20 protein-coding genes and 4 tRNA genes are annotated in these 25,272 nt (G+C 39.8%); 8 read left to right on the top strand and 16 right to left on the bottom strand.

Annotated elements, in window-relative coordinates; genetic code table 11:
• Positions 1–4: 4 nt before the first annotated feature.
• Positions 5–799, top strand: a complete 795-nt coding sequence (locus G6053_RS20940; protein ID WP_108633687.1) for a (Fe-S)-binding protein — start codon at positions 5–7, stop codon at positions 797–799.
• A gap of 704 nt (positions 800–1,503) precedes the next feature.
• Here the strand turns inward: G6053_RS20940 and G6053_RS20945 are convergent.
• From G6053_RS20945 to G6053_RS20970, 6 genes are all read right to left on the bottom strand, one after another.
• Entirely contained in the window at positions 1,504–2,094 is a 591-nt protein-coding gene (locus G6053_RS20945) for a TIGR00730 family Rossman fold protein (protein ID WP_108633008.1), read from the bottom strand.
• Between the two features lie 24 nt (positions 2,095–2,118).
• Positions 2,119–3,510, bottom strand: a complete 1,392-nt coding sequence (locus G6053_RS20950) for an aldehyde dehydrogenase family protein (protein WP_241254788.1) — start codon at positions 3,508–3,510, stop codon at positions 2,119–2,121.
• Positions 3,511–3,549: 39 nt separating this feature from the next.
• Positions 3,550–4,626: an SO2930 family diheme c-type cytochrome gene (locus tag G6053_RS20955; protein WP_165308299.1), complete on the bottom strand. Its 1,077-nt coding sequence runs from the start codon at positions 4,624–4,626 to the stop codon at positions 3,550–3,552.
• A gap of 2 nt (positions 4,627–4,628) precedes the next feature.
• Positions 4,629–5,903, bottom strand: a complete 1,275-nt coding sequence (locus tag G6053_RS20960; protein ID WP_108633005.1) for a parallel beta-helix domain-containing protein — start codon at positions 5,901–5,903, stop codon at positions 4,629–4,631.
• A 27-nt stretch (positions 5,904–5,930) separates the two neighbouring features.
• Entirely contained in the window at positions 5,931–8,684 is a 2,754-nt protein-coding gene (locus G6053_RS20965; protein ID WP_165308301.1) for a TonB-dependent receptor plug domain-containing protein, read from the bottom strand.
• A gap of 75 nt (positions 8,685–8,759) precedes the next feature.
• The gene (locus G6053_RS20970) at positions 8,760–9,368 is read right to left on the bottom strand and encodes a TetR/AcrR family transcriptional regulator (protein WP_108633003.1); all 609 of its coding nucleotides are present in this window, start codon (positions 9,366–9,368) and stop codon (positions 8,760–8,762) included.
• 322 nt (positions 9,369–9,690) lie between these two features.
• On the opposite strand from G6053_RS20970, the gene G6053_RS20975 reads away from it, so the two are divergent.
• Positions 9,691–10,362, top strand: coding sequence for a DinB family protein (locus G6053_RS20975; protein WP_165308303.1), 672 nt, complete (start codon positions 9,691–9,693; stop codon positions 10,360–10,362).
• Between the two features lie 4 nt (positions 10,363–10,366).
• Positions 10,367–10,816: an SRPBCC domain-containing protein gene (locus G6053_RS20980; RefSeq protein ID WP_165308305.1), complete on the top strand. Its 450-nt coding sequence runs from the start codon at positions 10,367–10,369 to the stop codon at positions 10,814–10,816.
• A gap of 98 nt (positions 10,817–10,914) precedes the next feature.
• On the opposite strand, the gene G6053_RS20985 is transcribed toward G6053_RS20980, so the two are convergent.
• The 4 genes from G6053_RS20985 to G6053_RS21000 all read right to left on the bottom strand — a co-directional run bounded on the left by G6053_RS20985 (position 10,915) and on the right by G6053_RS21000 (position 15,540).
• Positions 10,915–10,998 (bottom strand) — tRNA-Leu (locus G6053_RS20985).
• A 74-nt stretch (positions 10,999–11,072) separates the two neighbouring features.
• Complete coding sequence (locus G6053_RS20990) at positions 11,073–11,951, bottom strand: exopolyphosphatase (protein ID WP_108632999.1); 879 nt, start codon at positions 11,949–11,951, stop codon at positions 11,073–11,075.
• Positions 11,952–12,342: 391 nt separating this feature from the next.
• Positions 12,343–12,888, bottom strand: coding sequence for a hypothetical protein (locus G6053_RS20995; RefSeq protein ID WP_108632998.1), 546 nt, complete (start codon positions 12,886–12,888; stop codon positions 12,343–12,345).
• 75 nt (positions 12,889–12,963) lie between these two features.
• Positions 12,964–15,540, bottom strand: a complete 2,577-nt coding sequence (locus G6053_RS21000) for a phosphoenolpyruvate carboxylase (RefSeq protein ID WP_108632997.1) — start codon at positions 15,538–15,540, stop codon at positions 12,964–12,966.
• A gap of 257 nt (positions 15,541–15,797) precedes the next feature.
• Between G6053_RS21000 and G6053_RS21005 the strand changes: the two genes are divergently transcribed.
• On the top strand, positions 15,798–17,990 hold the full coding sequence (locus G6053_RS21005) for an FUSC family membrane protein (protein WP_241254789.1): 2,193 nt from the start codon (positions 15,798–15,800) through the stop codon (positions 17,988–17,990).
• Between the two features lie 30 nt (positions 17,991–18,020).
• Positions 18,021–19,007, top strand: coding sequence for a YpdA family putative bacillithiol disulfide reductase (locus G6053_RS21010; RefSeq protein WP_165308307.1), 987 nt, complete (start codon positions 18,021–18,023; stop codon positions 19,005–19,007).
• Here G6053_RS21010 and G6053_RS21015 read toward each other — a convergent pair.
• Complete coding sequence (locus tag G6053_RS21015; protein WP_108632995.1) at positions 19,004–19,618, bottom strand: TetR/AcrR family transcriptional regulator; 615 nt, start codon at positions 19,616–19,618, stop codon at positions 19,004–19,006. The genes G6053_RS21010 and G6053_RS21015 overlap by 4 nt on opposite strands.
• A gap of 104 nt (positions 19,619–19,722) precedes the next feature.
• Between G6053_RS21015 and murB the strand changes: the two genes are divergently transcribed.
• The 3 genes from murB (at position 19,723) to G6053_RS21030 (ending at position 21,788) form a co-directional block, all read left to right on the top strand.
• Positions 19,723–20,739 (top strand): UDP-N-acetylmuramate dehydrogenase, encoded by a 1,017-nt coding sequence (gene murB / locus G6053_RS21020; protein WP_165308309.1) that lies wholly within the window; start codon positions 19,723–19,725, stop codon positions 20,737–20,739.
• 261 nt (positions 20,740–21,000) lie between these two features.
• The gene (locus G6053_RS21025; RefSeq protein WP_108632994.1) at positions 21,001–21,510 is read left to right on the top strand and encodes a sigma-70 family RNA polymerase sigma factor; all 510 of its coding nucleotides are present in this window, start codon (positions 21,001–21,003) and stop codon (positions 21,508–21,510) included.
• Between the two features lie 32 nt (positions 21,511–21,542).
• On the top strand, positions 21,543–21,788 hold the full coding sequence (locus tag G6053_RS21030; RefSeq protein WP_206531790.1) for a cytochrome b5 domain-containing protein: 246 nt from the start codon (positions 21,543–21,545) through the stop codon (positions 21,786–21,788).
• A 7-nt stretch (positions 21,789–21,795) separates the two neighbouring features.
• Here the strand turns inward: G6053_RS21030 and G6053_RS21035 are convergent, their stop codons facing one another.
• From G6053_RS21035 to mgtE, 5 genes are all read right to left on the bottom strand, one after another.
• On the bottom strand, positions 21,796–22,710 hold the full coding sequence (locus G6053_RS21035; protein ID WP_165308313.1) for a PfkB family carbohydrate kinase: 915 nt from the start codon (positions 22,708–22,710) through the stop codon (positions 21,796–21,798).
• 57 nt (positions 22,711–22,767) lie between these two features.
• Positions 22,768–22,841, bottom strand: a tRNA-Asn gene (locus tag G6053_RS21040).
• Positions 22,842–22,935: 94 nt separating this feature from the next.
• Positions 22,936–23,009: transfer RNA gene (locus G6053_RS21045), tRNA-Asn, on the bottom strand.
• 49 nt (positions 23,010–23,058) lie between these two features.
• Positions 23,059–23,132, bottom strand: a tRNA-Asn gene (locus G6053_RS21050).
• A 255-nt stretch (positions 23,133–23,387) separates the two neighbouring features.
• A complete protein-coding gene (gene mgtE / locus G6053_RS21055; RefSeq protein WP_108632991.1) occupies positions 23,388–24,764 on the bottom strand; it encodes a magnesium transporter in 1,377 nt (458 codons plus the stop codon).
• Positions 24,765–25,272 lie beyond the last annotated feature (508 nt).

The following is a 25,272-nucleotide window of genomic DNA, read 5'->3' on the forward strand; positions in this document are numbered from 1 at the left end:
AATGATGGAAAATGAATTGAAAGTTCCAACAGTCGCTGAACTGTTAGCTAAGGGAGAAACTCCCGATATATTATTTTGGGTGGGTTGTGCTGGTAGCTTTGATGAACGCGCGCAAAAAATAACACGTGATATCTGTCGAATTCTCCAGCACGTTGGTATTAACTATGCTATTCTTGGAACGGAGGAAAGCTGTACCGGTGATCCTGCTAAGAGAAGTGGAAATGAGTTTTTATTTCAGATGCAAGCCATGATGAATATAGAGGTTTTGAATGGCTACGAAATCAAAAAAATCGTAACCGCTTGTCCCCACTGTTTTAACACGCTTAAAAATGAATATCCTGCTTTGGGTGGTCATTATGAAGTCATTCATCATACGCAATTGATCCAGAGTCTCATCGACGAGGGCAAGTTGAAACCGGCTGACAATAATATCTTTAAGGGGAAAAAAATAACCTATCATGATCCTTGCTACCTAGGCCGCGCAAATGAAGTCTATGAAGCACCTCGAAAAGTTCTTGAAAGTCTAGATGCACAACTTGTTGAATTAAAACGCTGCAAGAGCAACGGTCTATGCTGCGGCGCCGGCGGGGGCCAAATGTTTAAAGAACCCGAACCAGGCAAGAAAGATATCAACATTGAACGCATTGAAGAGGTAATAGGAATACAGCCACAGGTTGTTGCTGCGGCATGCCCTTTCTGTATGACGATGTTAAAAGACGGTGTAAAAATAAAAGAGAAAGAGTCCGAAATAGAGGTACTCGATATTGCAGAAATAACAGCCCGGGCAAATAAACTTTAACTATTTCAGTTTAGAAATCACGATGTAAAATAAGAAAGGCTCGATCCGAAGATCAAGCCTTTTTTGTTAAAAGGACACTACCCTTTAACGTTTGCTAAAAGTTAGCTGTCATAGGCACCCCGCCGGTTAAAATATGGGTACCTATGATCGAGCTAACGATGGGTAAATTTCTCTTATTCCCCATCAATCAAACCAAGTTGATAGCCATTTCAAAGATAGAGCGCATTGCCCAATTATCTATTGACCATTTTCTAGAAAAAATTGATCAAATTGTAAATTTCAAAAAAAACAATAGTTCCCCAGAGGAGGTAGCGAAATATTTCAGCATAACATTTAAGGGAACGTCCGGGCTATCAGACCTGTAAAAACAAAATCAAATTTGTCTGTTACAAATGTAAATCCCAGGAAACAATAACATGATAATCTATAGACAAATTGAATGCATTGGAAACTTGTTTTACTTCATGGATCATATTGGGAGAGAGCAATAACTGTCACATGAAATCCTCCGTGCATCAAGATAGAAAGGAGCAGTAATTAATAAAGGTGTAGCAAGGCTTTTGAATTATAAAATAATTAGATAAAGAATTTTTGTTACAAACTCCGAAACAATATCAAAATGCAATAAGAATGGTCTCCACAAAGAATAAGAGCCATATGAAGACCATATTAGAAAGCACCCCCGTTAAAACAACAACGTTTTTTTAAATCTCATTTTTTTCGATCCATTTTGTTACTGCCGGCGGGGCATAGTTTTCCATCTTATCTAAAAGTTCTTCAATTGTCTGGCCGACCAACAGCATCTCGCGGTTCTCCGGCCTTAAAAGACCTTCATGAACCATGTGGTCCATAAACTTGATTAGGTGGTCATAAAACCCGTTAATATTCAACAATCCTACAGGTTTTCTATGTAGCCCCAGTTGCGCCCAGGTCGTCATTTCAAAAAGCTCCTCCAGTGTTCCAAATCCACCGGGCAGTGCAATTACTCCTTCAGCATATTCATTCATGATTCTTTTACGATCATGCATACTGTCTACTATGATTAACTTCGTTACACCTCGATGTTCCCGCTCTTTTGAGTTTAAAAAATGGGGAATAACGCCAATGACCGAGCCACCTTTTTCCAAAGCGGCATTTGCAACCACGCCCATTAATCCAGCGCGTCCACCGCCATATACCAATTGAACATTCCGTTGCGCAAAAGTATGACCTACGTATTTCGCCTGATCTTCATATATGGTGGAATTGCCCAAGCTGGAAGCGCAAAATACAACAATGCTTTTGATTTTATTCATATACAAGTATAAAAAATAAGCAGCCTAAATCCATTTTTTTAGCAATTTAAATATTCCATTTTTATAAGGCGGATAAATCCATTTCGAAAGATCATATTTAGATTGACGCATTACAGCACGCTCATGTGAAAATGCCTTGAAGCCAAAAAAACCATGGCAGCTTCCTTGGCCACTACCGTTGACTCCTCCGAATGGTAAATGGGGATTAGAGACATGGATCAGCACATCATTGACACAGACACCTCCGGACGCTATCTGTTGGATGATAAGCTGGGTATGATGCCTGCTTTCGCTAAAAATATACAATGCCAATGGTTTTTCGCCTTGATTTACGATAGAAATTGCGTCTTCCAAGTTGTCATAAGTTATAATCGGAAGGATGGGACCAAATATTTCTTCGCTCATGATCGCATTATCCAAAGAAACACCTGTCAACAAGGTCGGATTTAAAGTTAAATCCTCCGATAGCAGGCCTCCTTCAACCAACGTTGCCCCATCTTCAACCGATCTGGCGATCAAAGTACTGAGGCGATCAGCATGCTTCTGATTGATAATCTTCGCGTAACGCGTCGGGTCTATTTCACCGCTCCCTGTAAAAAACATTTTTTTTACAGCATTTAAGTAATGTTTTACAAATTCATCACGCAATCCTGTTGGAAGAAGAACATAGTCCGGAGCAATACAAGTCTGCCCAGCATTGATCAATTTCCCCCAGGCGACTTTATTTGCCGCCTTTTCAAGATGAGCTGTTTCATCCAGTATAACCGGTGATTTCCCGCCGAGTTCCAAAGTTACGGAACTTAAATGGTCAGAAGCAGCTCTCATAATCTGTTTGCCCACCACTGAACTACCAGTAAAGAAAATATGATCAAAAGGAAGTTTCAGAAGTGTCTCCGCTGTAGATTTTTCACCTTCGATACAAACGATTTCTTTGACATCAAATGCTTCGGAAATCATCTTCCAAATTAGGGATGCAGTATATGGACTGTGTTCAGACGGCTTCAAAACAATACAGTTACCTGCGGCAATGGCTGATACCAAAGGGCTCATCGTAAGCTGAAAGGGATAATTCCAGGGAGATATAATCAGAACAGCCCCTTTGGGCTGATATACAATCGAACTTTTTGCCAGTAGGTTCGTCATTGACCTCCCCACGCGTTTTGGCCGCATCCATGTTCGCAAATGACGAATAGCAAACTCGATTTCACCATAAATAAATAATACCTCGCTTATTGCAGCTTCATTTCTTGATTTGCGTAAATCTTTTGCCAGCGCTTCATAAATTAAATCTTCGTTGCTTTCAATTACGCGGCGTAATCTGCGTAACTTTTCTATCCGTTCATGGACATCGCTATGTCGCAATTCAATTTTAAAGAGTTGCTGTTGCTGAAATATGGAATCTATTTGATCGATCATGCTATTCGAATTAATATAAATCGGAAGGTGAAAATAATGTTACTTTTTCTTTGGCATATTATCTATCCATTGCCGAATCAAATCCACACCTTCCTTATGGATTATACTTCGGGCCAATTCAGGCATTGCTGTCCCGGGTTCTATACTATTCATTCGATACAACAAGATAGAATGCTCCGAATCCCCGGGTATAATATCATAGTTTAATCCACCTGCTCCTCCTCCTGCTGATACAGGAGCCTTATCCACACCCAGATGTGCCGGTGTATCCTCTTCGTAGTTGAGGAATAATCCTGTATTAAACGCGTCCCCGCCCTTTGTATGACAATGGGCGCAATTGACATCTAAATAAGCCCGGGAACGATCTTCGAGACTAAATTTGGTCTTATCCGTCCATATCGGCAATTGCGCGACATGTTTTAAGTCGGGCATATTTTTCAACAATCCCCTGGTACTCCAGTGAGCCAATTGATTGACAGAATCGCCTGAACGGACAAAATTCAGATTACGGGCTTTAGGACCTATTGGCATTAATTTCGATGCATTATTATGACAACGCTTACAGTCATTGGTATTTGGCACCATGTAATTTGTCTTATTCCTATTCCCATTGTTATCGACCAAAGTGATCGCCAATTTTGCCCCCCGAATATGCTTAATCGCATCTGATTGCTCCACATTCCAAAGGTAGTTCATGACTTTCCAGTTATGATCTGCGGGGTCTTTGACCAATAAACGTGTTTCAATAATAATCTTCTGCCCCTGAACATTGATATAGGAGAAATTTTTAACGATTATTGTTGAATCCGGAAAATCTAAAGGTCCTTGTGACGTGTACGCAATTGATTTTCCAGTAGGAAGAACAATAAAACGATCTTTAACAGTATAATCTGAAAACAAAGGTGTACTTAATTCATAAGGGAGAATACCTTCTTTCGGCAATAGATCACTCAACCTTCCCTTGAAAAATCCATAATCAGAAAGCTTTTCTTTAAACACGAATGAACTACTGACCTGTTCCGATTTATTTTTCCCTTGCCGGCAGCTTTGTTGTAAAATCAATAGGAACACACACAAAATAACAATCCCAACTAGGGTTAGTTTTATATTTTTCACGGCTATTTACATTGAAATGGTTTCACATTGCTTGATGGTTTCCATTTGTCTCCCTGGCCCGCATGTTTAAAATCTGCGGACACAAACATATTTTCGCCGGGCTGATCAATGCAAATAGCATCCGGATTTGGGGCAGTACCATTTGTCATAATATTACTGGAAATACCATCGTATAGAATTGCAGGAATTCTTTTCACTGAACGATTGGGTTCCACGACATTGAGCTGCGCCTCAGTAGCAATAATTAATTGGCCAATGCGGTGTTCATAAGCAGGCTGAGGAAACTTGTCTCCCATGCTTATTTTATTTCCATGGATTTTAATCTGCGAGGGTATTGGCGAGTAGTTGTTATTGATGCGCTCAGCGGCCTTCTCATCCACAGCAAAACCAGAAGCTATGGTAATAGCCGAAGTATTATTGTGTTCAATCGTATTGTTATACAATTCGATATTTGATGTGGAAAGGATAATAATTCCACTTCCGGGAGAGGCATTTCCGACACCCCAAAATGTCCCAAAACTACCTCCTTTTGCAAAATTTCTAAAATTATTATCATAAATCTTATTACGATAAGCCTTCACTCGTCCGCCCCGTTGGGACAGGTCGGGCAAATCAAAAATTAAAAAACCGGCGGTATTTCCATAAAACTCATTGTCATACACCTCCGCATCAGTCGTATTTTCAATTTCACAGCCAGCTACATTTTTGGATGCCTTACATTTTCTTACCACGACTCCTTTGGTTTGCCCAACATAAATACCTGCATCAGAAGCGCCTTCGGCATAGCAATTCTCGATAAGAACATTCTTACAGAGCACCGGATAAATTCCATATCCGCCACTGGTAGAGTCAGCCGAACTCCATATACTATGCAGGTCTGCAATAATAATGTCCTGGCTGTTGTTTATCTTCAATAGATCTCCTTTTGAATCCCGGATCGTCATCTTTCCGATTGTCAGCCCCTTGACATCAGTAATACGGATGCCCTCTCCCCCCTGTGTCTGGCCCGAAAAGTCGATGATGGTTTTTTCGTGCCCCTCGCCTTCAATTTTAATATGGTTGACCTGGGCTATACTCAGGTTATCAAAACGATATTTACCTGATTTCAAATGTATATTTGTACTATCTTTAATCGACAGAAAAGCCTCTTCAATTGCTTCCTCCTGCCCGGGACCAAAAGTCAGCACATGATAATCTTTACTTTGTTGATTCTTGCAGCTCCAAAAGGCGAAACTTATGAACACCATTATGAGCCCGTTTTTTACATATCCTTTCATGATTTATTTTTTTATGATTTATTTTGGTTAAAAAATATTATAAGCATAGGTGACATAATACACCGCACCGATGCGAGGGTTTGCGATACCTGTAGAATAGTATTTGTTCGTAATATTTGTTCCACCGACGCGAATACCAGAACGGGCTTTAATAAACTTATAGCTCACTTGCGCATCAATTACTGTCGAACTAGGCACCTGTCCCGCAGCAAGACCGCCTGAAACAACATAATAATATCCGGGTTTATAACGAAGGGATGTGCTAAAAGACCAGACCTGCTTTTTACCGAATCCACTATTTGCAAATTCAAAATTGACATGATAATTCGGTGTATTAAAGTTGTTGATCTGGCTATTATTTTTGTTCTTAAGATAATCCGAATAATAGTTTGCCTTTGTCATAAAATTCCGACCTAGATCTATACTCACACTTGCGGCATAGCCGTATGTATTTACGGTTTCTCCACCATTAAAGGCCACATTATATTGGACATAGGTTGCATGATCCTTAAAAGCATTGATATCGTCAGTGCCCGGTGTATTTGCGACATTGGCATAACCGATAAAATTCTTCCATGTTGAAAAATAACCGAGTACATCAACCATGACACGCTTACCAAACACGGCTGCATATCCCAGTTCAAAAGCATTTACGGACTGTGGTTTTATATTGTCAAACTTAAATTGCTGAAGTACCTTCGGATCATTTGTCGCCTGAAATTTTTGCACACTTTCCAATGTGTAAGGAGGATAACGGTCAAATTGATAATTATCGATCAATAATAGCGAGGATCCACCGGATGAAAAACTATTATAGCCGTTCAATGTATTTTGGAGCGCCTGAATATTTGAAGGAAAGCTATACGCATTTTGATAAGAAAAACGTAAATAATTCTGTCTTAGCACTTCGTATACCATTGATGCACGCGATGTAAGTTTCGGTTGAGCAAACAAGGTATTCTTATCATACCGAAAAGAAGTAGCGATATGCATCCGTTCCTCCATAATCTTTTTCGCGAGTTGAAGGTAGGCACTATATTCATTGACGTGAATCGGTTTATCCTTATCCGGAAATAAAGTATTTTTAGAATTCAGGCTATATAAACGCCAATTTACGCCTGCTATGACCTGCATAAATTTGATATGTTCCGAGAAATTATACTGTGCTTCGGTATTATATAGCTTACTTCGGTCCAGAAATAACGTTCCCCCTTCAGAAATTGGCGTATTACTAATGCTGTCTTTGAGTCTATTAAATAGCGCAGTACCTAGTTCCGCCCGTCCTTGATCCGCCAAACTACGTCCTTGCAGATGGGCATCTGTAAGTGCTGTCCCCGAGGCCAGTGCCTGAAGGAGACCAGCAGTATATTCAGGGTACCAGCCCCCTACATTGCCATCGTAACTGGTTTTCCATGACTCATTGATATATTGCGCAGTCGGTCCGGCCACGAGTGTTTTGCCTGAATTTTCCTGAGTCGTATACGCCCGGACAAACCACTTGTCACTCCGTACCTCCAAACGGTATTGGCCTACTTTAAATCCTTTCAACTGATAGCGGGTATCATTGGTATACACAATATTTCCGGTACCGAAAGTCGCTGAGGCAATCGCTTCGATATCAGGTGAAATTTTGTAACGAAATTCGCCGTTCACCTTAAAAAGTTTTGCCCGATTATCGAGATATCCATACTCAGGATAGCCTGTCCGCGAGACATAATTTGGATGGGCAAGTAAAGGTTCAACAATAGGCTTCAAATCCGGATTTCCTGCAAGGGCAGCTTCCAGGAAAGGATTGATATCTACCGAAGTTGCCCCACCATACCTATTCACACCATTATAATTGGGATCTGTGAGCGCTGTACCCAAACCGTTTTTGTTTGTCTCATCATTGGCGACCCAGTCCTTTGCTTGTGTATATTGACCGTTGATCTTAAAAGCAATCCGATTACTGAGCTGCTTGGCATAGCGAACGGACCAGTCATAGTAGGGTGAAGTGGGGACTGGATCATTGTTCTTTTTAGGGTTTATATGATTGACCCCCTGAGTTACCAATACACTTAATCCCTGATATTTGAATGGATTCTTTCCTGTAGCGATCATGGTTCCATTGAGTCCTCGTGAGCCATATAAAGCGGAAGATGCGCCAGACAATAACTCAATATTGTCAACATCAAGCTGGGTCAGGCCAATCACTGAACCCAACGGAAAGTTTAAGCCCGGAGCTTGGTTGTCCATCCCATCAACAATCTGTGTAAAATTTGTATTTCCACTCGTATTGAACCCACGTGTAGTGACACTCGTAAAACCAATACTCGATACGGTAACATCGACTCCCCGCAGCCCCTGCAGCATATCCATGTAATTTATCTGCGCTGCATTGTGAATATCTTTATTACTGATTTGCTCAATAGTTACCGGAGAAGAAAGTTTGGTCTGCACCGTTCGGCTCGCAGAAACCACCACCTCCTGTCCTAAGATCGGCGAAACATTCAGCGGAATTTCCAACGTGGAAGCCAAGCTTTCAACAACAACCTCTTTGGGTTCAAAACCGATTGCAGAAATAGATAGGATGAGTGGTAAAGCTTTGGTCGTTTTCAATTGAAAACGACCTCGATCGTCCGAAAAGGTGCCTTCTTTACCGTCTTTTATACGTATGGAGACTGCATAAGCTGCTTCTCCGGTCAGGCTGTTACGCACGCGCCCGTTGATCGTCTGTTGCGCAACCAACGACAGTGGAGCGCAGAAACAGAGAATCTGGATGAATAAGGTAATTTTTTTCATGTTTATATTGGTTAGCGTATAATACTCGCTTCAATGCTTCACTTTACCCCATCCATGATTCCCTAAAACAGGTCATCATCCCCGCTTTCTGATTCCCTTAAAAATCAAGGAAACCAAAAATTTAGTATCCCGAAGACTTTGCGTATAGTCGATTTCGACTTGCTTCTTTAGGATTGCTTGTTGCTCGGTACTATGCTTTAACGCATTCGCAAAATTGATCAATACCGAGGCCGTATTATCCGGATCTTCCATATCTAGCTGTTCTTGAACGGTGGCTTGCACTAAAAGCTTTGTCAGAAAGTCTTTCTCTTGCACCATCATCGCATCATACAGTTCAAAAAAACGAGGTAAAATCTTATCCAGTGACTCTACCGATACCCGATTCATATTCAGTACATTCGTATAATAGTTCAATCTTGATTCCAGATAAAAGGCAATCTGATGCTCCACTCCTTTTTTCTTTAATGTACTCTGCTGCAACGCACCTATAAAGGATTCCCCTTCACGGATAGCAACCTCTATAAAAATATCTTCCTTGTTCTTGTAATAATAGTAAAGAGACGTTTTGTTCAATCCAACCGCTTTTGCGATATCGTCCAATGTTGTCTTTTCCAAGCCATATCGCTCAAAACACTCCATTGCGGCCTGACCAATCCGCACCTTAACCTGTTCCTTTTTGTTCATCTGAATTAAAGTTAGTTATATATTTTCAATTTTCAAACATTTTAATAAAATGTTTGAAAATTGAAAATATATACAATAAATCTTACCTATAGTCCTTTTAAATACGCCATTAAGTCCTCCTATTGATTCCGGCCTATTCTTATTATAAATTAAATTTAACATTTCATAAGCATTTTTAGATTTACTATCGTAAAAATGGCAGTCTTTAAAGGCATACATCCTATCCTATCCTATTTCTTGCCTTATGAAAAGAATAAAAAAACAAAAATGAATTATAATTGTAAAAAGAAAGTGACGTTTAACAATTAAAAAAATTATAAACATGTACAAGATTATGAATATGATAGCGATTGCCGGCTTTAGCGCAGTACTCCTTTCATCAACCCCAGCTCCAAGGCAAGCAGCAAGTCAGCACGATGCTATTGAAGCAATTGAGCAAACTACACTCACAAAAGAGCAAGAGGGCACAGATTCCCTATTGCAGTACTTCAATGAGACGACGAACGAACTCGAAAAACAAGTATCAGGACTCAGTGAAGCTCAGTTACAATTTAAATCTGCTCCGGACAAATGGTCAATCAGCCAATGCCTGGAACATATTGTACTATCTGAACGGATGATATTTGACATGGCAAAGGCCGCATTGACCAAGGCGCCACAGCCCGAAAGAAAGAGCGAGGTGCAAATGACCGACGACAATCTAAAAACGACAATTACAGATCGAAGCCATAAATTTCAGGCTCCAAAAGAACTTCAACCAACCGGCATATACAAAGATTCAAAAACGGCATTGGCTGATTTTCGTGCTGCGCGACAACCAGTGATCGATTACATTACGAAAGCGGATGCAAAAGACCTGCGCAGTCATATCAACGATTACCCGACAGGCGTCGTCGACGGTTACCAAGGTTTAATGTTTATTGCCGCACATTGTGCTCGACATACCAAACAGATTGCAGAGGTAAAAGCAGATCCTAACTTCCCAAAACAATAAGAATATGAAGAAAATGAATTATCAGATCACCATCGACGCGCCGGTCGATCATGTATTTAAAACCATGCTCGATAAAGAAACCTATAAAAAGTGGACGGCTGCTTTCAATCCAACTTCTGACTTTGAAGGTAGCTGGGAAAAGGGTGCCAAGATTTATTTTATAGGCATTAATAAAGATGGTGAAAAAGAAGGTATGGTTGCAGAGATAGCCGATCATATTCCAAATAAATACATATCCATTCGTCATTACGGTATATTAGACAAAGGCAAAGAGATTACCGAAGGACCCGCAGTCGAAGATTGGGCCGGTTCGTTTGAAAATTACACCTTTGAGGATCTTGGCAGTAAAACCCTGTTAAAGATCGATGTGGACACCAATGAGGAGTATTTGGATTACTTTGACGAAACATGGCCAAAAGCATTACAAATACTGAAAGAAATCAGTGAGAAATAGCAATTCATAAGTTCAATCTTATGCTTGATCCAAAAGATGGGATCGTTGAAATAGAAAAAAGGCCAAATCTTTTAATTAAAGATTTGGCCTTTTTTAAGTGCCCAGGAGCAGATTCGAACTGCCACGCCCATACGAGCGCCACCCCCTCAAGATGGTGCGTCTACCAATTTCGCCACCTGGGCTCATATTCGCCTTTGGTATCACAAAAATAAATATTTTTCCTTCTTTTGCAAGGCGAAAAATGCTTTTTAATGCTTTATTTCACTAAATTCCTATTGATCAAGGTTCTAATTACTCCGTCTACCAAACCAACACGGGGTACAATGATCTGTTTTAGCCTGCCATGCTTCATAATCGTCAGAAAAATCTCACTTGCAGGAATGATGACGTCAGCTCTATCTTCGTTGAGTCCCAATAAAATAATACGTTCTTTTAAAGAAAATGATGCCAAATGCTCATAAACAGCTTTTAATTTGGCGTATGATAATGGCTTATCAACTTTTTCATCAGACAACCGGGCCAACTTATTGATGTTGCCTCCTGTTCCGATCCCAATGACCTGTTTATACATATGCGTATTGCTCCGGACCCACTCTTTGAGCTCGTCCCAGGTCTCTGTTTTATCCTGATTATCCAAAATACGTATCGTACCTAGATTAAAGGACCTGGAATTTACCAGAACGCCATTCGCAAATAAAGACAACTCAGTGCTACCACCACCTACATCAATATAAAGATACACTTTATCTTTTTCCATCTTATTATCCCAATGGCTATTGTAGATAATCTCAGCTTCCTTAGCCCCCTCGATAATATCTATATTGATCCCGTTTTTCTTAATTTCCGCAACAATATCCGGACCATTTTTGGCATCACGCATCGCAGAGGTCGCACAAGCCATATAGTCTTCCACTTGATAAACATCCATCAATTCACGAAATGCTTTCATTGTTTTTATCAAGCTCTCCGCCTTTCGGGGAGAAATTTCCTGTTGAATAAATGCATCATCGCCCAGACGTAAAGGAACACGTAAAAGCGTATTTTTTTTAAAATTGTATTGATCCTTTTGGCCAATGATATCAGCGATCAAAAGACGGACCGCATTGGAGCCTATATCTATAGCAGCGTATCTCACGTTATGTCGTTTCTTATATATTATTTGATTAAATCATGCTAAAATAAACACAGTTATTAACAACTGCATTATAGTAATGTTAAGTTATTATTAATTTAACAACTCAACAAATTATTTCTTTTTTGATTCTCCTGCATGAATGGAAAACCGGATCTATTCCCACCCCGAAAAATAAACCCCATATTGAATTACAGCGTTTAAAATGAGACTCAGAAATCTTTTGAAAATCCCAGTAAAGATCTCCGTGCAGTTCAATCGTTTTCACAGCGGTCTTATTTGCTATGAGTATAGACCAATCATTTATCTACAGGGAATGACAAGGAAACAATCGCATAAAAAAAGGAATATTCACCGGAGTAAATATTCCTTTTTCTTCTTATATAGTCGCTACTTAGTGATGACCGTGTCCTTCAACTTTACCACCAGCCAATTTATAGATTTCTTCAACTTTCTTCAAAGATTCTTCCGAAATATGAATAACCTCTTTGTTGGTGTTATGTTCTTCGTGGGACAATCTGCTATTGATCTCACCTTGTTTTTCCAATACCAATGCTAAAAACGCTTTATCGTTGAATGCCGCAGTGCTATCTGATCCGATTGACGCCGGAGTTTGAAAAGCAGGCACACCACGTTGTGCATCACCTACATGCAGTTCTTTTGCCAAACCGTCCAACTCGGGTAATACAGTCGCGTAAGCTTCTTTAATTTTAGCTGCTACATTCTTCACCTCTGTTGATGCGGATTGCTTTGCAGCCACATCAGCAAGATTTACTAAATAGTTTCCTTCCTCACCAACGAATTTAATCATGGCAAAGGCATCGCCATCTGCTAAAGATGCATTGGCATATTGACGCTGTCTATTTGCAGCTGTTTCACCACAAGACGCAAATAAAGTACTCGCACAAGCAGCTACAATAAATAACTTATTAATCTTCATATCAATTTTGTTAATTATACAAAAGTAGATAAAATATACATTCTTCGAAACCTAATCAGCGAAAAGAAGCAAAAATTAAGCAACATTTCTTCCCGCATTAATCACACCGAATATTGTGCGTGCGATCAGTTTTGAATAATCCTCACGCTGTGCCTCATCTAATTTATCCGAATTGAGTGCACGAATCGCATAATGTTGGATCACCAATAATGGCAATACGATGCTTTCTCGCGCCAAAATTGACTCACGATCGACGGGGTAGTTCTCCATCAATTTAGATGTTCCGCTGAGTTTTAACAAATACTCTTTGGTAATCTGGTATTCCGCGTGAAGATTTTTCCAGAATTCACCATACACCTTATCGTCCTTCATATAAGCTGTGATATCAAAATTAGATTTGGTCATGGACATCATACAATTGTCAATCAAGGTCTGGAAGAAGCCCGAAGAAACATACAGCTGTTGCACGTCTTTCCATAGATTATTTTTCTCGGCCCATTGCAAAGCAGTCCCTACCCCATAAAATCCAGGGATATTTTGCTTCAGCTGGCTCCACGAAGTCACAAAACTGATCGCCCGTAAATCCTCAAGACGCAACTCACGTCCCGAATTCCTTTTCACGGGACGACTTGAAATATTGATGGATGAAAGTGCTTTCAACGGAGACATCGTTTCCAGATAAGGCAGAAACAACTTATTGGTACGAAGATCCATAAATTTATGATGGCTCAATTCGGCCAATTTATCAATAATTTCTTGCTGATGTTTGGTCAGCGTATCCCCTACCCGTTGTTTTAAATCAGAGATAATACCGGCATGTAGGAGCTGCTCGATATTAAATCGAGCCGTATCCAACGAGCCATATTGGCTACTGATCGTCTGTCCCTGTATCGTTAATTGAATATGATCATTGGCAATTTCCTTACCCATGGAAGCATAAAAACGTTGTGTTTTACCTCCTCCACGTGCCGGAGGTCCGCCACGGCCGTCAAAAAAGACAAGATCAATATCATATTCACGCGATATTGCAGTCAACTCTATTTTCGCTCTATAGATTGACCAGTTTGCCATCAGATATCCCCCGTCTTTTGTGCTATCCGAATAGCCCAGCATAATGGTCTGCTTGTTTCCTCTGCGTTTTAGATGCGCCTTATATTCTTTATTGCTATATAGCGTTTTCATGACATCAGCAGCTCTGGTCAGATCATCCACTGTTTCAAATAGAGGTACGAAATCTATGGTTAATGCATCTTTCTTCCAGCCAGACCACAAAAACAACTGACGCAATCCAAGGATATCACTTGCTTGCTGGCAATTACTAATAATAAAACGCTGTGCAGCGCGCTCAGACCCCGAACGTTGGATCTCCTTAAGCAATTTGATTACGCCAGAGGTGTCTTTTGTCAATGGATCTGCATCATCACCTACACTTAGATCCAATTCCTTAAACTTCAACGCCTTTTGTTTATCCGCTTCATTCAGTTCCAAATAATTTAATGGAACGCCAGTAGCCTCCTGATTTTGTTGAATCAAATAATTTGTTGCTTCACGTAGAATACGGCTATCCTGTCTAATATCTAAAGTCGTGAAAAAACAACCGAATGTCATTACCTTACGAAGCAAGTCATCGACAATCTCAACAAAAAGACCATTGTGATATTCTTCCAGAACATTTTTAATAGCTTTTAAGTTCGTAATAATGTTATCCGTTTCATCTGCGGGGTTTTCAACAGGATTAAAGCTATTGTCGTAAAATAAGGTCTGCAAGTTCTCCATATACTCTTCGACCCCTCTGAATGTAATGCGGCGTCGTACAATACGGAAATCGCGGTAATAACATCTAAACAAAATAGTACGCAATAAAGCCGCCACCTTCTTGGTGCTTTCAACGCTGACATTTGGATTTCCGTCACGGTCTCCTCCTGGCCAAAAGCCCAATTCGATCAGCTGTTTTACTTCCTCCGTATCGACATCCAATTCATCGTCAATAAAAGACTGGATCTCTGAAGCGACTTTATAAAATACATTTTCCAGAAACCAGGCTAAACTGGCAGCTTCATCTACCGGTGTTGGCTTATTTTTATTGATGAATGGCGTCTTGCCAAGCTGTTGCAGTAATAAATGTATGCTATGAAGATCATTAGTCTTTATCGCATCAATCAAATCATTGATAATCCCCAGTACTGGCCCTGGATAAAATTGAGTAGGGTGTGCCGTAAGTACCAGGCGAACGGAGAAATCCTTTAATTTAGAAACGATTTTGCGTCGCATGTCACCATTGCCTTCGGCATTTTTGATCAATGCACCCAATACATTTTCATCGTCGCCGCGGCCCACCATTTGAAATGATGAATCCTCTATCGCATCAAACAATACCACCTGGCGTTCTATATACTGCACAAAACGAAACAATAAATCAATACGCTGTTCTTCCGAAGAAAACTCTTCATGCTGATCAAAAAAACTCTTTATAATCTCATCTGGAGTTAAATGTTGATCAACCCCCTTCTCACATTGCTTTGCAAAAAATGGCAATAAAGTACCTGTATCCTTAACACGTTGGAATGGCAATGTTAAAAACAAACTTTTAAAAAGCTCAAAGCGTGTCAATACCTCGTCCTGAAAGACGGCTTCATTTTTACTTTGCTTCATATTTAAATCTTTGAAAAATGGTCAAGAGAGTTTAGGCGACTCTTGATTTTCTGTATTATCTGAAATTACCCTACGCACCAAATATAGCAATATTATATTTAAACAAATAAAAAAATATAAATTAATCAAAAAAAACATCAAAATATTATAAAGATATTAATGAAAATTCGTAATTTTTCGTTTTTAGTATATTATCGCAACAAGCAGGGAAACCTCAGGCTAATATAGCCTTATCTCGTATATTTGTGCTATACATTATGAAACAGACACAAGAAATAAAAAGTTTTTTCTATAGTCAATATTTTGCGGATGGACTGCGAATTACCATCGGATGCATTGTACCTGTCCTCATTTTTGCCACCATAGGCCAGTTTACCAATGGAACCATTGTATCCCTGGGCGCCCTTTTGGTCGGGCTATCCGATACGCCCGGAGCGCCAAGCCATAGACGAAAAGGTATGTTTGCCGGGGCCATACTGACCACCCTGACATTTATCCTGACCAATATTGTCAATCAAAATGTATATCTCCTTGCCATTTTCATCGGAATCGCCTGCTTTATCTTTGCCATGTTTGCCGTATTCAATAGCCGGGCAGCCAATGTTGGCCTAATGTGCATATTGATGATGCTAATCCACGTGCAGACGCACTACCCCTTGGATCAAGCCATCAGTTATCTGGGTTTTTACACCCTTGGTGGACTCTGGTATATTGCGATCAGTCTTTCTATTACACAGGTACGCCCCTATCGGTTAGCCGAACAGGAACTTGCAGAAACCATCCGTTATGTTGCCGATTATATTCGATTGAAAGCTAATTTTTACGATGCGAAAATTGACAATGACAAAAATTACCTGAAATTGATTGACAAACAGGTTGAAGTGAACCAACATCAGGAAAATGTAAGGGACTTATTATTCCAAAGCAAAAGATCCATTAAAGACACCACAAAAGTAGGCCGGTATCTCACCTTGATCTTTAACGATATTGTCGATCTATTTGAGCAAAGTATGGCCGCGCATTATGATTACAACACGATTAGCGAACGTTTCGGCCCAACGGGTATCCTAGAGGACTTCAAAAACGTTATTTTAAAATACACGAACGAACTCGACAATTTGGCCTACCAGCTCAACACGAATATTCAGCCCAAACCCCTCTATGATTTCGATGCAGACCTCACACGTCTCCATGCTAAAATTGACCAGCTTGACAAAGAAAATCAATACAGCACCTTTGCCCTGCGTAAAGTACTGATCAATTTACGTGACCTGGTCCGTCGTATAAAAAATATCTACGGCTATTCTCACCTGCAACCTGACGACGTCAAAAAGAAAGAAATTGATGACGCCAAACGTTTCGTTCAAAGTTCAGCCATCGACCTGAAGAAATTCCGTGAAAACCTGACCTTAAAATCGACAATTTTTAGACATGCCTGCCGCATGGCAATCGTGATGTCGGTCACCTACTACGTTTTTGAGACAACCAATATCACCAACAATGTCTACTGGATACTGCTGACGATAATGGTTATCCTAAAACCCGGTTTTGGCCTTACGAAAGAGCGTAATATACAACGTCTTATCGGAACGACCATCGGTGGATTGATCGGAGCCGGCATCCTATTGACGATACATGATCCAACCATACTATTTGTACTGCTGGTGTTTTTCTTCCTGACAGCATACAGCTTATTTAGAGTCAATTATGTCGTTGCTGTACTTTTCATGACGCCTTATGTATTGATCATGTTCAGTTTTATCAGTTCCAATACGCTAGAAGTAACCAAAGAAAGGATCTTGGACACATTTATTGGGGGAATGATCGCCTTCCTCTCCAGCTATATTATTTTCCCGAATTGGGAAAGCATGCAAGTGAAGGAATCCATGCGCAAGCTTTTGATCGCCAATTATAATTATATCTTTCAGGCATTAAAGGAAATTGCGGGCCAGGCGCCATCGATTACAGATTACAAGTTAGCAAGAAAAGCCGTTTATGTCGAAACCGCAAATATGGGTTCCACTTTTCAACGTATGCTGACTGAACCCAAAAAAAGGCAAAAGTACAGCAAAGAGGTCAATAAGTTTGTCATATTCAACCATATTCTGGCCTCGTTTTCTGTTACACTGATGAACCATCTGGATGAAATGGACAATAACTACCTTAACAAAGACCATGTTCGGACCATACGGAAAATATTAAATAGCCTGGACCAATCTATTCAATTGCTTTATTCATCAGATTCCAGTAGCGTATTTTCGCCCATGGAAATCGAAATATCGAATCATCGCTTCGACAACAGCGACATCAATTCTGCTGACGGAAAACTATTGGAAGAGCAATTGGAATTCCTGTACAAGATTGCCCAGGACTTAAATAAGATTGTTCGGGATCTCCATGATAAAAGTGCCGCCGAACAAGCAACAGAATTATCTAAACTGGCAAGCTAATTTATCCCAAAAATTCACGAAATTTACATTATGAGTGAACATATAACAGCCTCCTATGACATCATTATCGTTGGCGGAGGCCCCATCGGTCTCGCCTGTGCTCTTGAAGCAAAACAGGCCAATCTCAACTATCTTATTCTGGAAAAAGGATGTTTAGTCAATTCGCTCTATAACTATCCGCAAAATATGACCTTTTTTTCTTCTTCTGAGCGACTGGAGATTGGGGACATTCCCTTTGTGACCACCAATCCAAAACCCCGAAGAACCGAAGCGCTGGAATATTACAGACGTATCCAGCAAAAATTTGAACTAGATACCCACCTGTTTGAAGAAGTATTGGATATTACAAAAAAAGATCCTGATTATTTTAACGTCAAAACCAATAAACGTAATTACACGACAAAAAAAGTCATTATTGCTACGGGTTTCTATGACATCCCTATGCTACTCAATATCCCCGGAGAAGAACTTGGCAAAGTACGACACTATTACAATGATCCGCATTACTACAGCGGACAGAAAGTAATCGTTGTTGGAGCAAGCAATTCATCCATAGACGCTGCCCTGGAAACATTTCGAAAAGGTGCTCAGGTAACATTGGTCATTCGGAGCAATGAAATCAGCCCAAGAGTCAAGTATTGGGTAAAGCCGGATATCGAAAATAGAATTGCTGCGGGAGAAATTGATGTACTTTACAACAGTGAATTAACAGCGGTTACCGAAACAAGCGCCACCATTCAAACACCGACAGGCATCCTGGAAATCGAAAATGATTTTGTACTTGCGCTGACCGGATATCGGCCAAATTTTGACTTTCTACGCAAAATAGGAGTTGACATCCCAGAACAGGCTCCTTGCATCCCTTGCCACAATGAGCAGACAATGGAAACAAACATAAAAGGCCTATACTTAGCAGGGGTTGTCTGTGGTGGATTAAATACCCACCTTTGGTTTATTGAAAATTCACGTATCCACGCCAGGCAGATTATCGAACATATACAAACAATGCCGATTTAACGCTGTTGATACCGCAAACCATTTAAGAAGATTTTCATCATTTTCTTCTGTAAACTGAGGATATGATCAAATTCTTCTTTCGTGGGGAAGAGCATATTTTTCATATCTTTCAAGATCCCCATACGCATACCAAATAACGAATACAATAAAATACGGGCAGTCTCGTTGAGATCATCTACCTGGATCTCCTGGGCGTCTATTCCAATCTTCAGAATTTTTTCAATGATTTCAACCTCCCGCAGATAAGATTCTTTGAATACTTGTTCCAATTCATCCGGAAGTTCTTTGACCATCTTCATGGTGTATTCAAACAAATTGTAATATTGATTGATTGCCTTGACACGCATATCAATGGAGTACATCATGATTTCTTCAAAATTTCCACCTTTATCGATAACTGTTTCGATCTCCTCAATCATCTTATCGATAACATATTCAAAAACAGCAGAATACAGGCTGTTCTTGTCGGGAAAATAATAATAAAGCAGTGCCTTTGAAAAATTAAGATCCTTAGCAATCTCCGACATTGTCGTTTTAGCCATTCCAAAGTGTGCAAAGCGCCTTGTTGCAGCTTCTAGAATTTTGATCCTTTTTACATCTGCGTTACCCATTAAACTTATATTTTTTATCGTTAAATAAACGGTTTATACTATCTTTACCGATTATCATGCTAAAGATAGCGGATTTTTTTGAATTTTTGAAAACTAAAGTCAATATGGAATTAAACATTCAATCGAATATCTCTTTGAAACCTTTCAATACATTTGGAATAGAAGAAAAGACAAATTTCTTGATCGAAGTGAATGATAACGAGACATTGACCGAAATTTTTAAACAAGGGCTTTTCAACAAAAACTTTTTTGTTCTTGGCGCGGGAAGCAATGTTTTATTCACCAAACCGTTTGATGGGTATATTATCCGAATGGCCAGCAAAGGTATACAGGCCAAAATTGAATCGGATCATGTATATGTCACCGCAAAAGCCGGGGAGATTTGGAATGACTTTGTTTGGCATTGCATCAGACAAAATTATGCAGGAATAGAGAATATGGCTCTTATTCCCGGAACTGTAGGTGCATCGCCCGTACAAAATATCGGTGCTTATGGGGCCGAATTAATGTATGTTTTTCATACCTGCGAAGCTTTTGACACCAAACTGGGCACATTTAAAACATTCAAAAAGGAAGACTGCAATTTTTCCTACCGCGACAGTATTTTTAAAACGGAGTATAAGGGCCGCTTTATTATTACGGAGGTAACCTATAAACTAAGTCTTACACCTAAAATAAATACAAGCTACGGCGCCATTGAAGCTGAACTCGTAAAAGAAAATATAACTCAACCATCCATCGCTGATATCGCAACCATAGTATCAAAAATTCGTGTGGAAAAACTACCGGACCCAAGTACAGTTGGCAACGCCGGAAGCTTTTTTAAAAACCCTGTGATCGCTGCGGATAATTTTGAAAGGTTATTGGCACTTTATCCAGCGATCCCACATTATCCGATGCCCGACCAACAAACAAAACTGGCCGCCGGATGGTTAATAGAACAATGCGGCTGGAAAGGAAAAGATTATGGTCAAGCTGGTGTCTGGAAAAATCAGGCGCTTGTACTAATAAATAGACAACATGCTAGCGGTCAGGAAATTTACAACCTTTCTGTCCAGATTATTAAAGATGTACAAGACAAATTTGGCATTACGCTCGAGCGCGAAGTTAATTTATTGTAAAGAATCAAAAAAAATATTTGTATCGCTTTGAAACTTAAAAGAACAATAATATAGCCTCTATTTGATCTCAACATCAACTAAAGCCCGTCTTATTTACTTAGGGTTAATACACGCACACGATTGCATGCCTTAAAATAATCTTAAAATTACATTAAGAAATCCATTTTTTAAGGATTTTGGCGCATTATTTGCCTCATACTTAACGAACCGCATTTATAAACTTACTGTTTTCTAAAAAGAACAGTTATAATTCATTAAGCTATGACAAAGAATGAATTTGACAGCATGGTTATTGAGCAATCGGACTCACTAAAACTCTACGCCAGAAATTTTACCAGCGATTATGAAGATGCAAATGATCTTGTACAGGACACCATCCTCAAAGCTGTAACCTATTTCAAAAATTTTAAAGAGGGCACTAACCTAAAAGGATGGCTCTATACCATCATGAAAAATACGTTTATAAATAACTATAGACGGATTGTAAAAACGAACTCCTTTATTACAAAGGATGAGGATATCTCCAATTCAAATCTATTAATATCCGCTTCAAGCAACCAAGGAGAAAGTAAGTTTGTCATGGAGGATATTCACGAAGCCCTATCTAATCTTTCAGAAGAATACTACGTCCCCTTTTCCCTCTATTTCGAAGGATTTAAATACCATGAGATATCAGAACATTTAAACATCCCTATCGGAACTGTAAAGACAAGAATACATGTGGCACGGAAATTAATGAAACGGTCACTATCAGCTTATAAAGTCGCCTAGTTTTTTCTATCTTCGCCTTCTTACAGATTGTGATGGAAAAAGAAGGATTACCCGAATATAGTAAGAGCCAGCTCGCATTGCGAAATGGACAAGATAAGCCGCAAATTTGGGTGGCTTATAATAGTTATATCTATGATGTGAGTGATAGTAGGCTTTGGAAAAATGGCTTGCACTATGAACATTGGGCAGGCCAAGATCTAACTGAGGAGCTCATAGATGCTCCTCATTCAGATACTGTATTTTCTAAATTCGAGGTTATTGGGATCTTGAAAGGCTAATTAGAACTTATAGACTAAACTGTGACAGCGCAACAAAGGCATTCAGACGCTTCTGTATGTCTGTATCGGTGAGCTCTACAAGACGATCTGTCCCAAACTTCTCTACACAAAAGGAAGCCAATACAGACCCAAAAATCAAGGCGTTTTTCATGTTGTTAAAGTTGATGCTTTTCACTTTGGCAAGATAGCCGATAAAACCACCTGCAAAAGAATCTCCTGCTCCTGTAGGGTCAAATACATCGGCTAGAGGTAGTGCTGGCGCAGAAAAAATCTGATTTTCACCAAAAAGCAATGCACCATGTTCCCCTTTTTTGATGATTAAATATTTTGGCCCCATTGCCAAAATAACTTCTGCGGCTTTGACCAGAGAATATTCACCTGATAGTTGTCTAGCCTCAGCGTCATTGATCGTCAAGACATCAACCTTTTGGAGAACTTTCTTTAAATCATCCAAGGCAACATTCATCCAATAATTCATCGTGTCCAGCACCACCAGTTTTGGTTTCCTGTTTAGACGGGCCAATGTCATTAACTGCACCTGAGGTGTTAGATTCCCGAGCAGAAGATACTCACAGTCCTGATAACTATCAGGAATAATCGGGTCGAAATCTGCCAGTACATTTAAGTCAGTCGCCAACGTGTCGCGGCTATTCATGTCATTGTGATATCTTCCGGACCAAGAAAATGTTTGTCCCCCCGGAACTATCTGAACACCTGAAACATCGATACCATGATCTTTTATAAGTGCAAGATTGGAGCTTCCAAAGTCTTCTCCAACAACACTGACCAATTTGATCTGATCACATAAATAGGATGCCGCTATACTCGCAAAGGTACCGGCACCACCTAGAATTTTGTCAGTTTTACCGAACGGTGTTTCAATTGTATCAAAAGCCACCGTACCAATAATTACTAAACTCATAGTTTTTTAATAAGCATGGTAAACAAAAAAACCGGCATAAAGCCGGTTTCAATATTGCTCCTGAAGCTGGGCTCGAACCAGCGACCCTCTGATTAACAGTCAGATGCTCTAACCTGCTGAGCTATTCAGGAATTTTTATTTTTCCGAGAAACTCCTTTCTCATTGAATGCACAAAAATAGCACATTTTTATAGTATTCGCAAATAATTTTATCATTTGCTTATTGCTCCTGAAGCTGGGCTCGAACCAGCGACCCTCTGATTAACAGTCAGATGCTCTAACCGGCTGAGCTATTCAGGAATGAAAAACTAAATACTTTAAAAACTCCGGTTATGTAAGTTTCTAATTGCTCCTGAAGCTGGGCTCGAACCAGCGACCCTCTGATTAACAGTCAGATGCTCTAACCTGCTGAGCTATTCAGGAGTATTTTTTCAATTTTTCTGGAGACTCTATCGCGTTTCCGTGATGCAAGTATCGGAAGATTATTAGAATACTACAAATTTTTTGAACACATTTTTTACAACTTCCTAAAATCCAACAAGAATAATTTATTTTTCTTTTGTGGAATCATGGGAAAAAACCTCCTTTAAGCAATTCAAACAGCATAATCCAGGTTTTACCGCCACATAAAAAGACACCTTTAGCGATTGCTCCCAACGAATCAAATCAAACGGACCTTTAGAGCAACACCCCTTTCAGGATAAGTGTGGCCACCGTGAAATAAATGAGAAGACCTGTAACATCAACTAGCGTAGACACAAATGGTGCCGATGAGCTCGCCGGATCCGCTCCCAATCTTTTCATCACAAAGGGTAACATCGAACCCATAAGCGACCCCCACAGAACAACACCGATCAAGGATAATGAAATCACTAAAGCGACCAATACCCAGTATTCACCATAGGTATGCGCAAATGACTGCCAGGCCATAATCCTCAAAAAGCCCAATGCACCCAAAATAAGCCCAAGCAGCAGACCGGACAATATCTCCCTGCGCATAACACGCCACCAATCCGAAAGAGTCACCTCACCCAATGCCATCGCCTGGATGATCAATGTCGAAGCCTGTGAGCCACTATTGCCACCACTGGAAATAATGACCGGCATCAAAGCGAATAACATGATGGCACTTGCCATCTGCTCTTCGAAATGCTCAATGACCGTCGCGGTCAACAACTGCCCCAGAAATAAAACAATCAACCAGCCAGCCCGCTTTTTCACGAGGTTTTTAATAGAAACATCCAAATAGGGTTCATCCAACGCCTCTGTCCCCCCAATACGCTGCATATCCTCCGTATACTCCTCATTGGCCAACCATAAGATATCATCCACGGTAACGATCCCAAGCATCACCCCCTGCCCGTCCACAACCGGAAGCGCAACCCTATTGTTCATCCGGAAAATATTAATGGCTTCCTCCTGCGGATCATAAGCATTCAGGGAAATCAAGCGGTAATCAATAAGGTCCCCTACAATTGTTTCGGGCTCCGCCATCAAAACATCTTTAATACGAATATCATCGATCAGTTTACCATTTGAATCTATGACATAAAGCACATCTATGGTCTCAGAATCTTTCCCATATCGACGGATATGCCCTAATATTCTTTCGATACTCCAGTGTGCTTTTACCGTAATATAATCTGGCGTCATTAACCGTCCGACACTATCTTCAGGATACCCTAATAATGCGAGCGCCTCAACCCGATCTTTAGGCGGTAATAGTAATATTAAATGCTTAATATCATCCTTCATTTCGGAGAAAAAAGAGGTCCGATCATCAGGAGGTAATTCATTAATTAATGCACTTATTTTAGCCTTAGAAAGTCTTTTAAAAATTCGATTTTGAGTAGGAAAATCCAGGATACGAAAAACGTTTACCGCACGATTTAAATTTAAGGATTCGATAAAGAGTGGACCATGTTCAGGCAGTTCATCAATCAGCTCCTCTACTTCAGAAATATTCAATTCATTTAGGAATTCCTCCAGCCCAACAAAGTCTTCATTTGCTATCAATTGTTCTATTTGACTTACCTGCATTTCCAGTTCTTCCATATCTTCCTTTCGATTTTAAAATCCTACATCGGTAAAAAATTATATGTTACAAAAATCGCTTTTTTAAAGTAAATTCTGAATAAAAAAATAAATAATAAAAAGATATCGAAACTGCGGTAAAATCCCTCTTTCAATCATGCACCTAACAAATGTAGTTCTTTTAAATAAAGACATTTTGTCATCATCAAATGTATCACAAAAACAACCCAGGATTCGATCAAGAAAAATGGAAGGGCCACTTCTCAATAAAATCTTCCCCCGGGCTTTTTCCTTTATAAATCCCATCACAAAATTTGAAGGATCCACAAGTACAACGCTACAAGAACTGCAGCTTCGTCAGACCTCATCTGTAAATTCTCTGCTGCAAAAAATATCCAAATATTTTTTGACACGCGCTATCTTATGGATGAATATTTAAGTATATTCGTCACATACTTCTTTCCAGTTGAAAAACAAATTTCCACGACGAAAGCAGCTCACTAAAATCAATAAAAAACAACAAATAGAC

It is taken from the genome of Sphingobacterium sp. DR205 (genome assembly GCF_011064245.1).
In the GTDB taxonomy this organism is placed as follows: domain Bacteria; phylum Bacteroidota; class Bacteroidia; order Sphingobacteriales; family Sphingobacteriaceae; genus Sphingobacterium; species Sphingobacterium athyrii.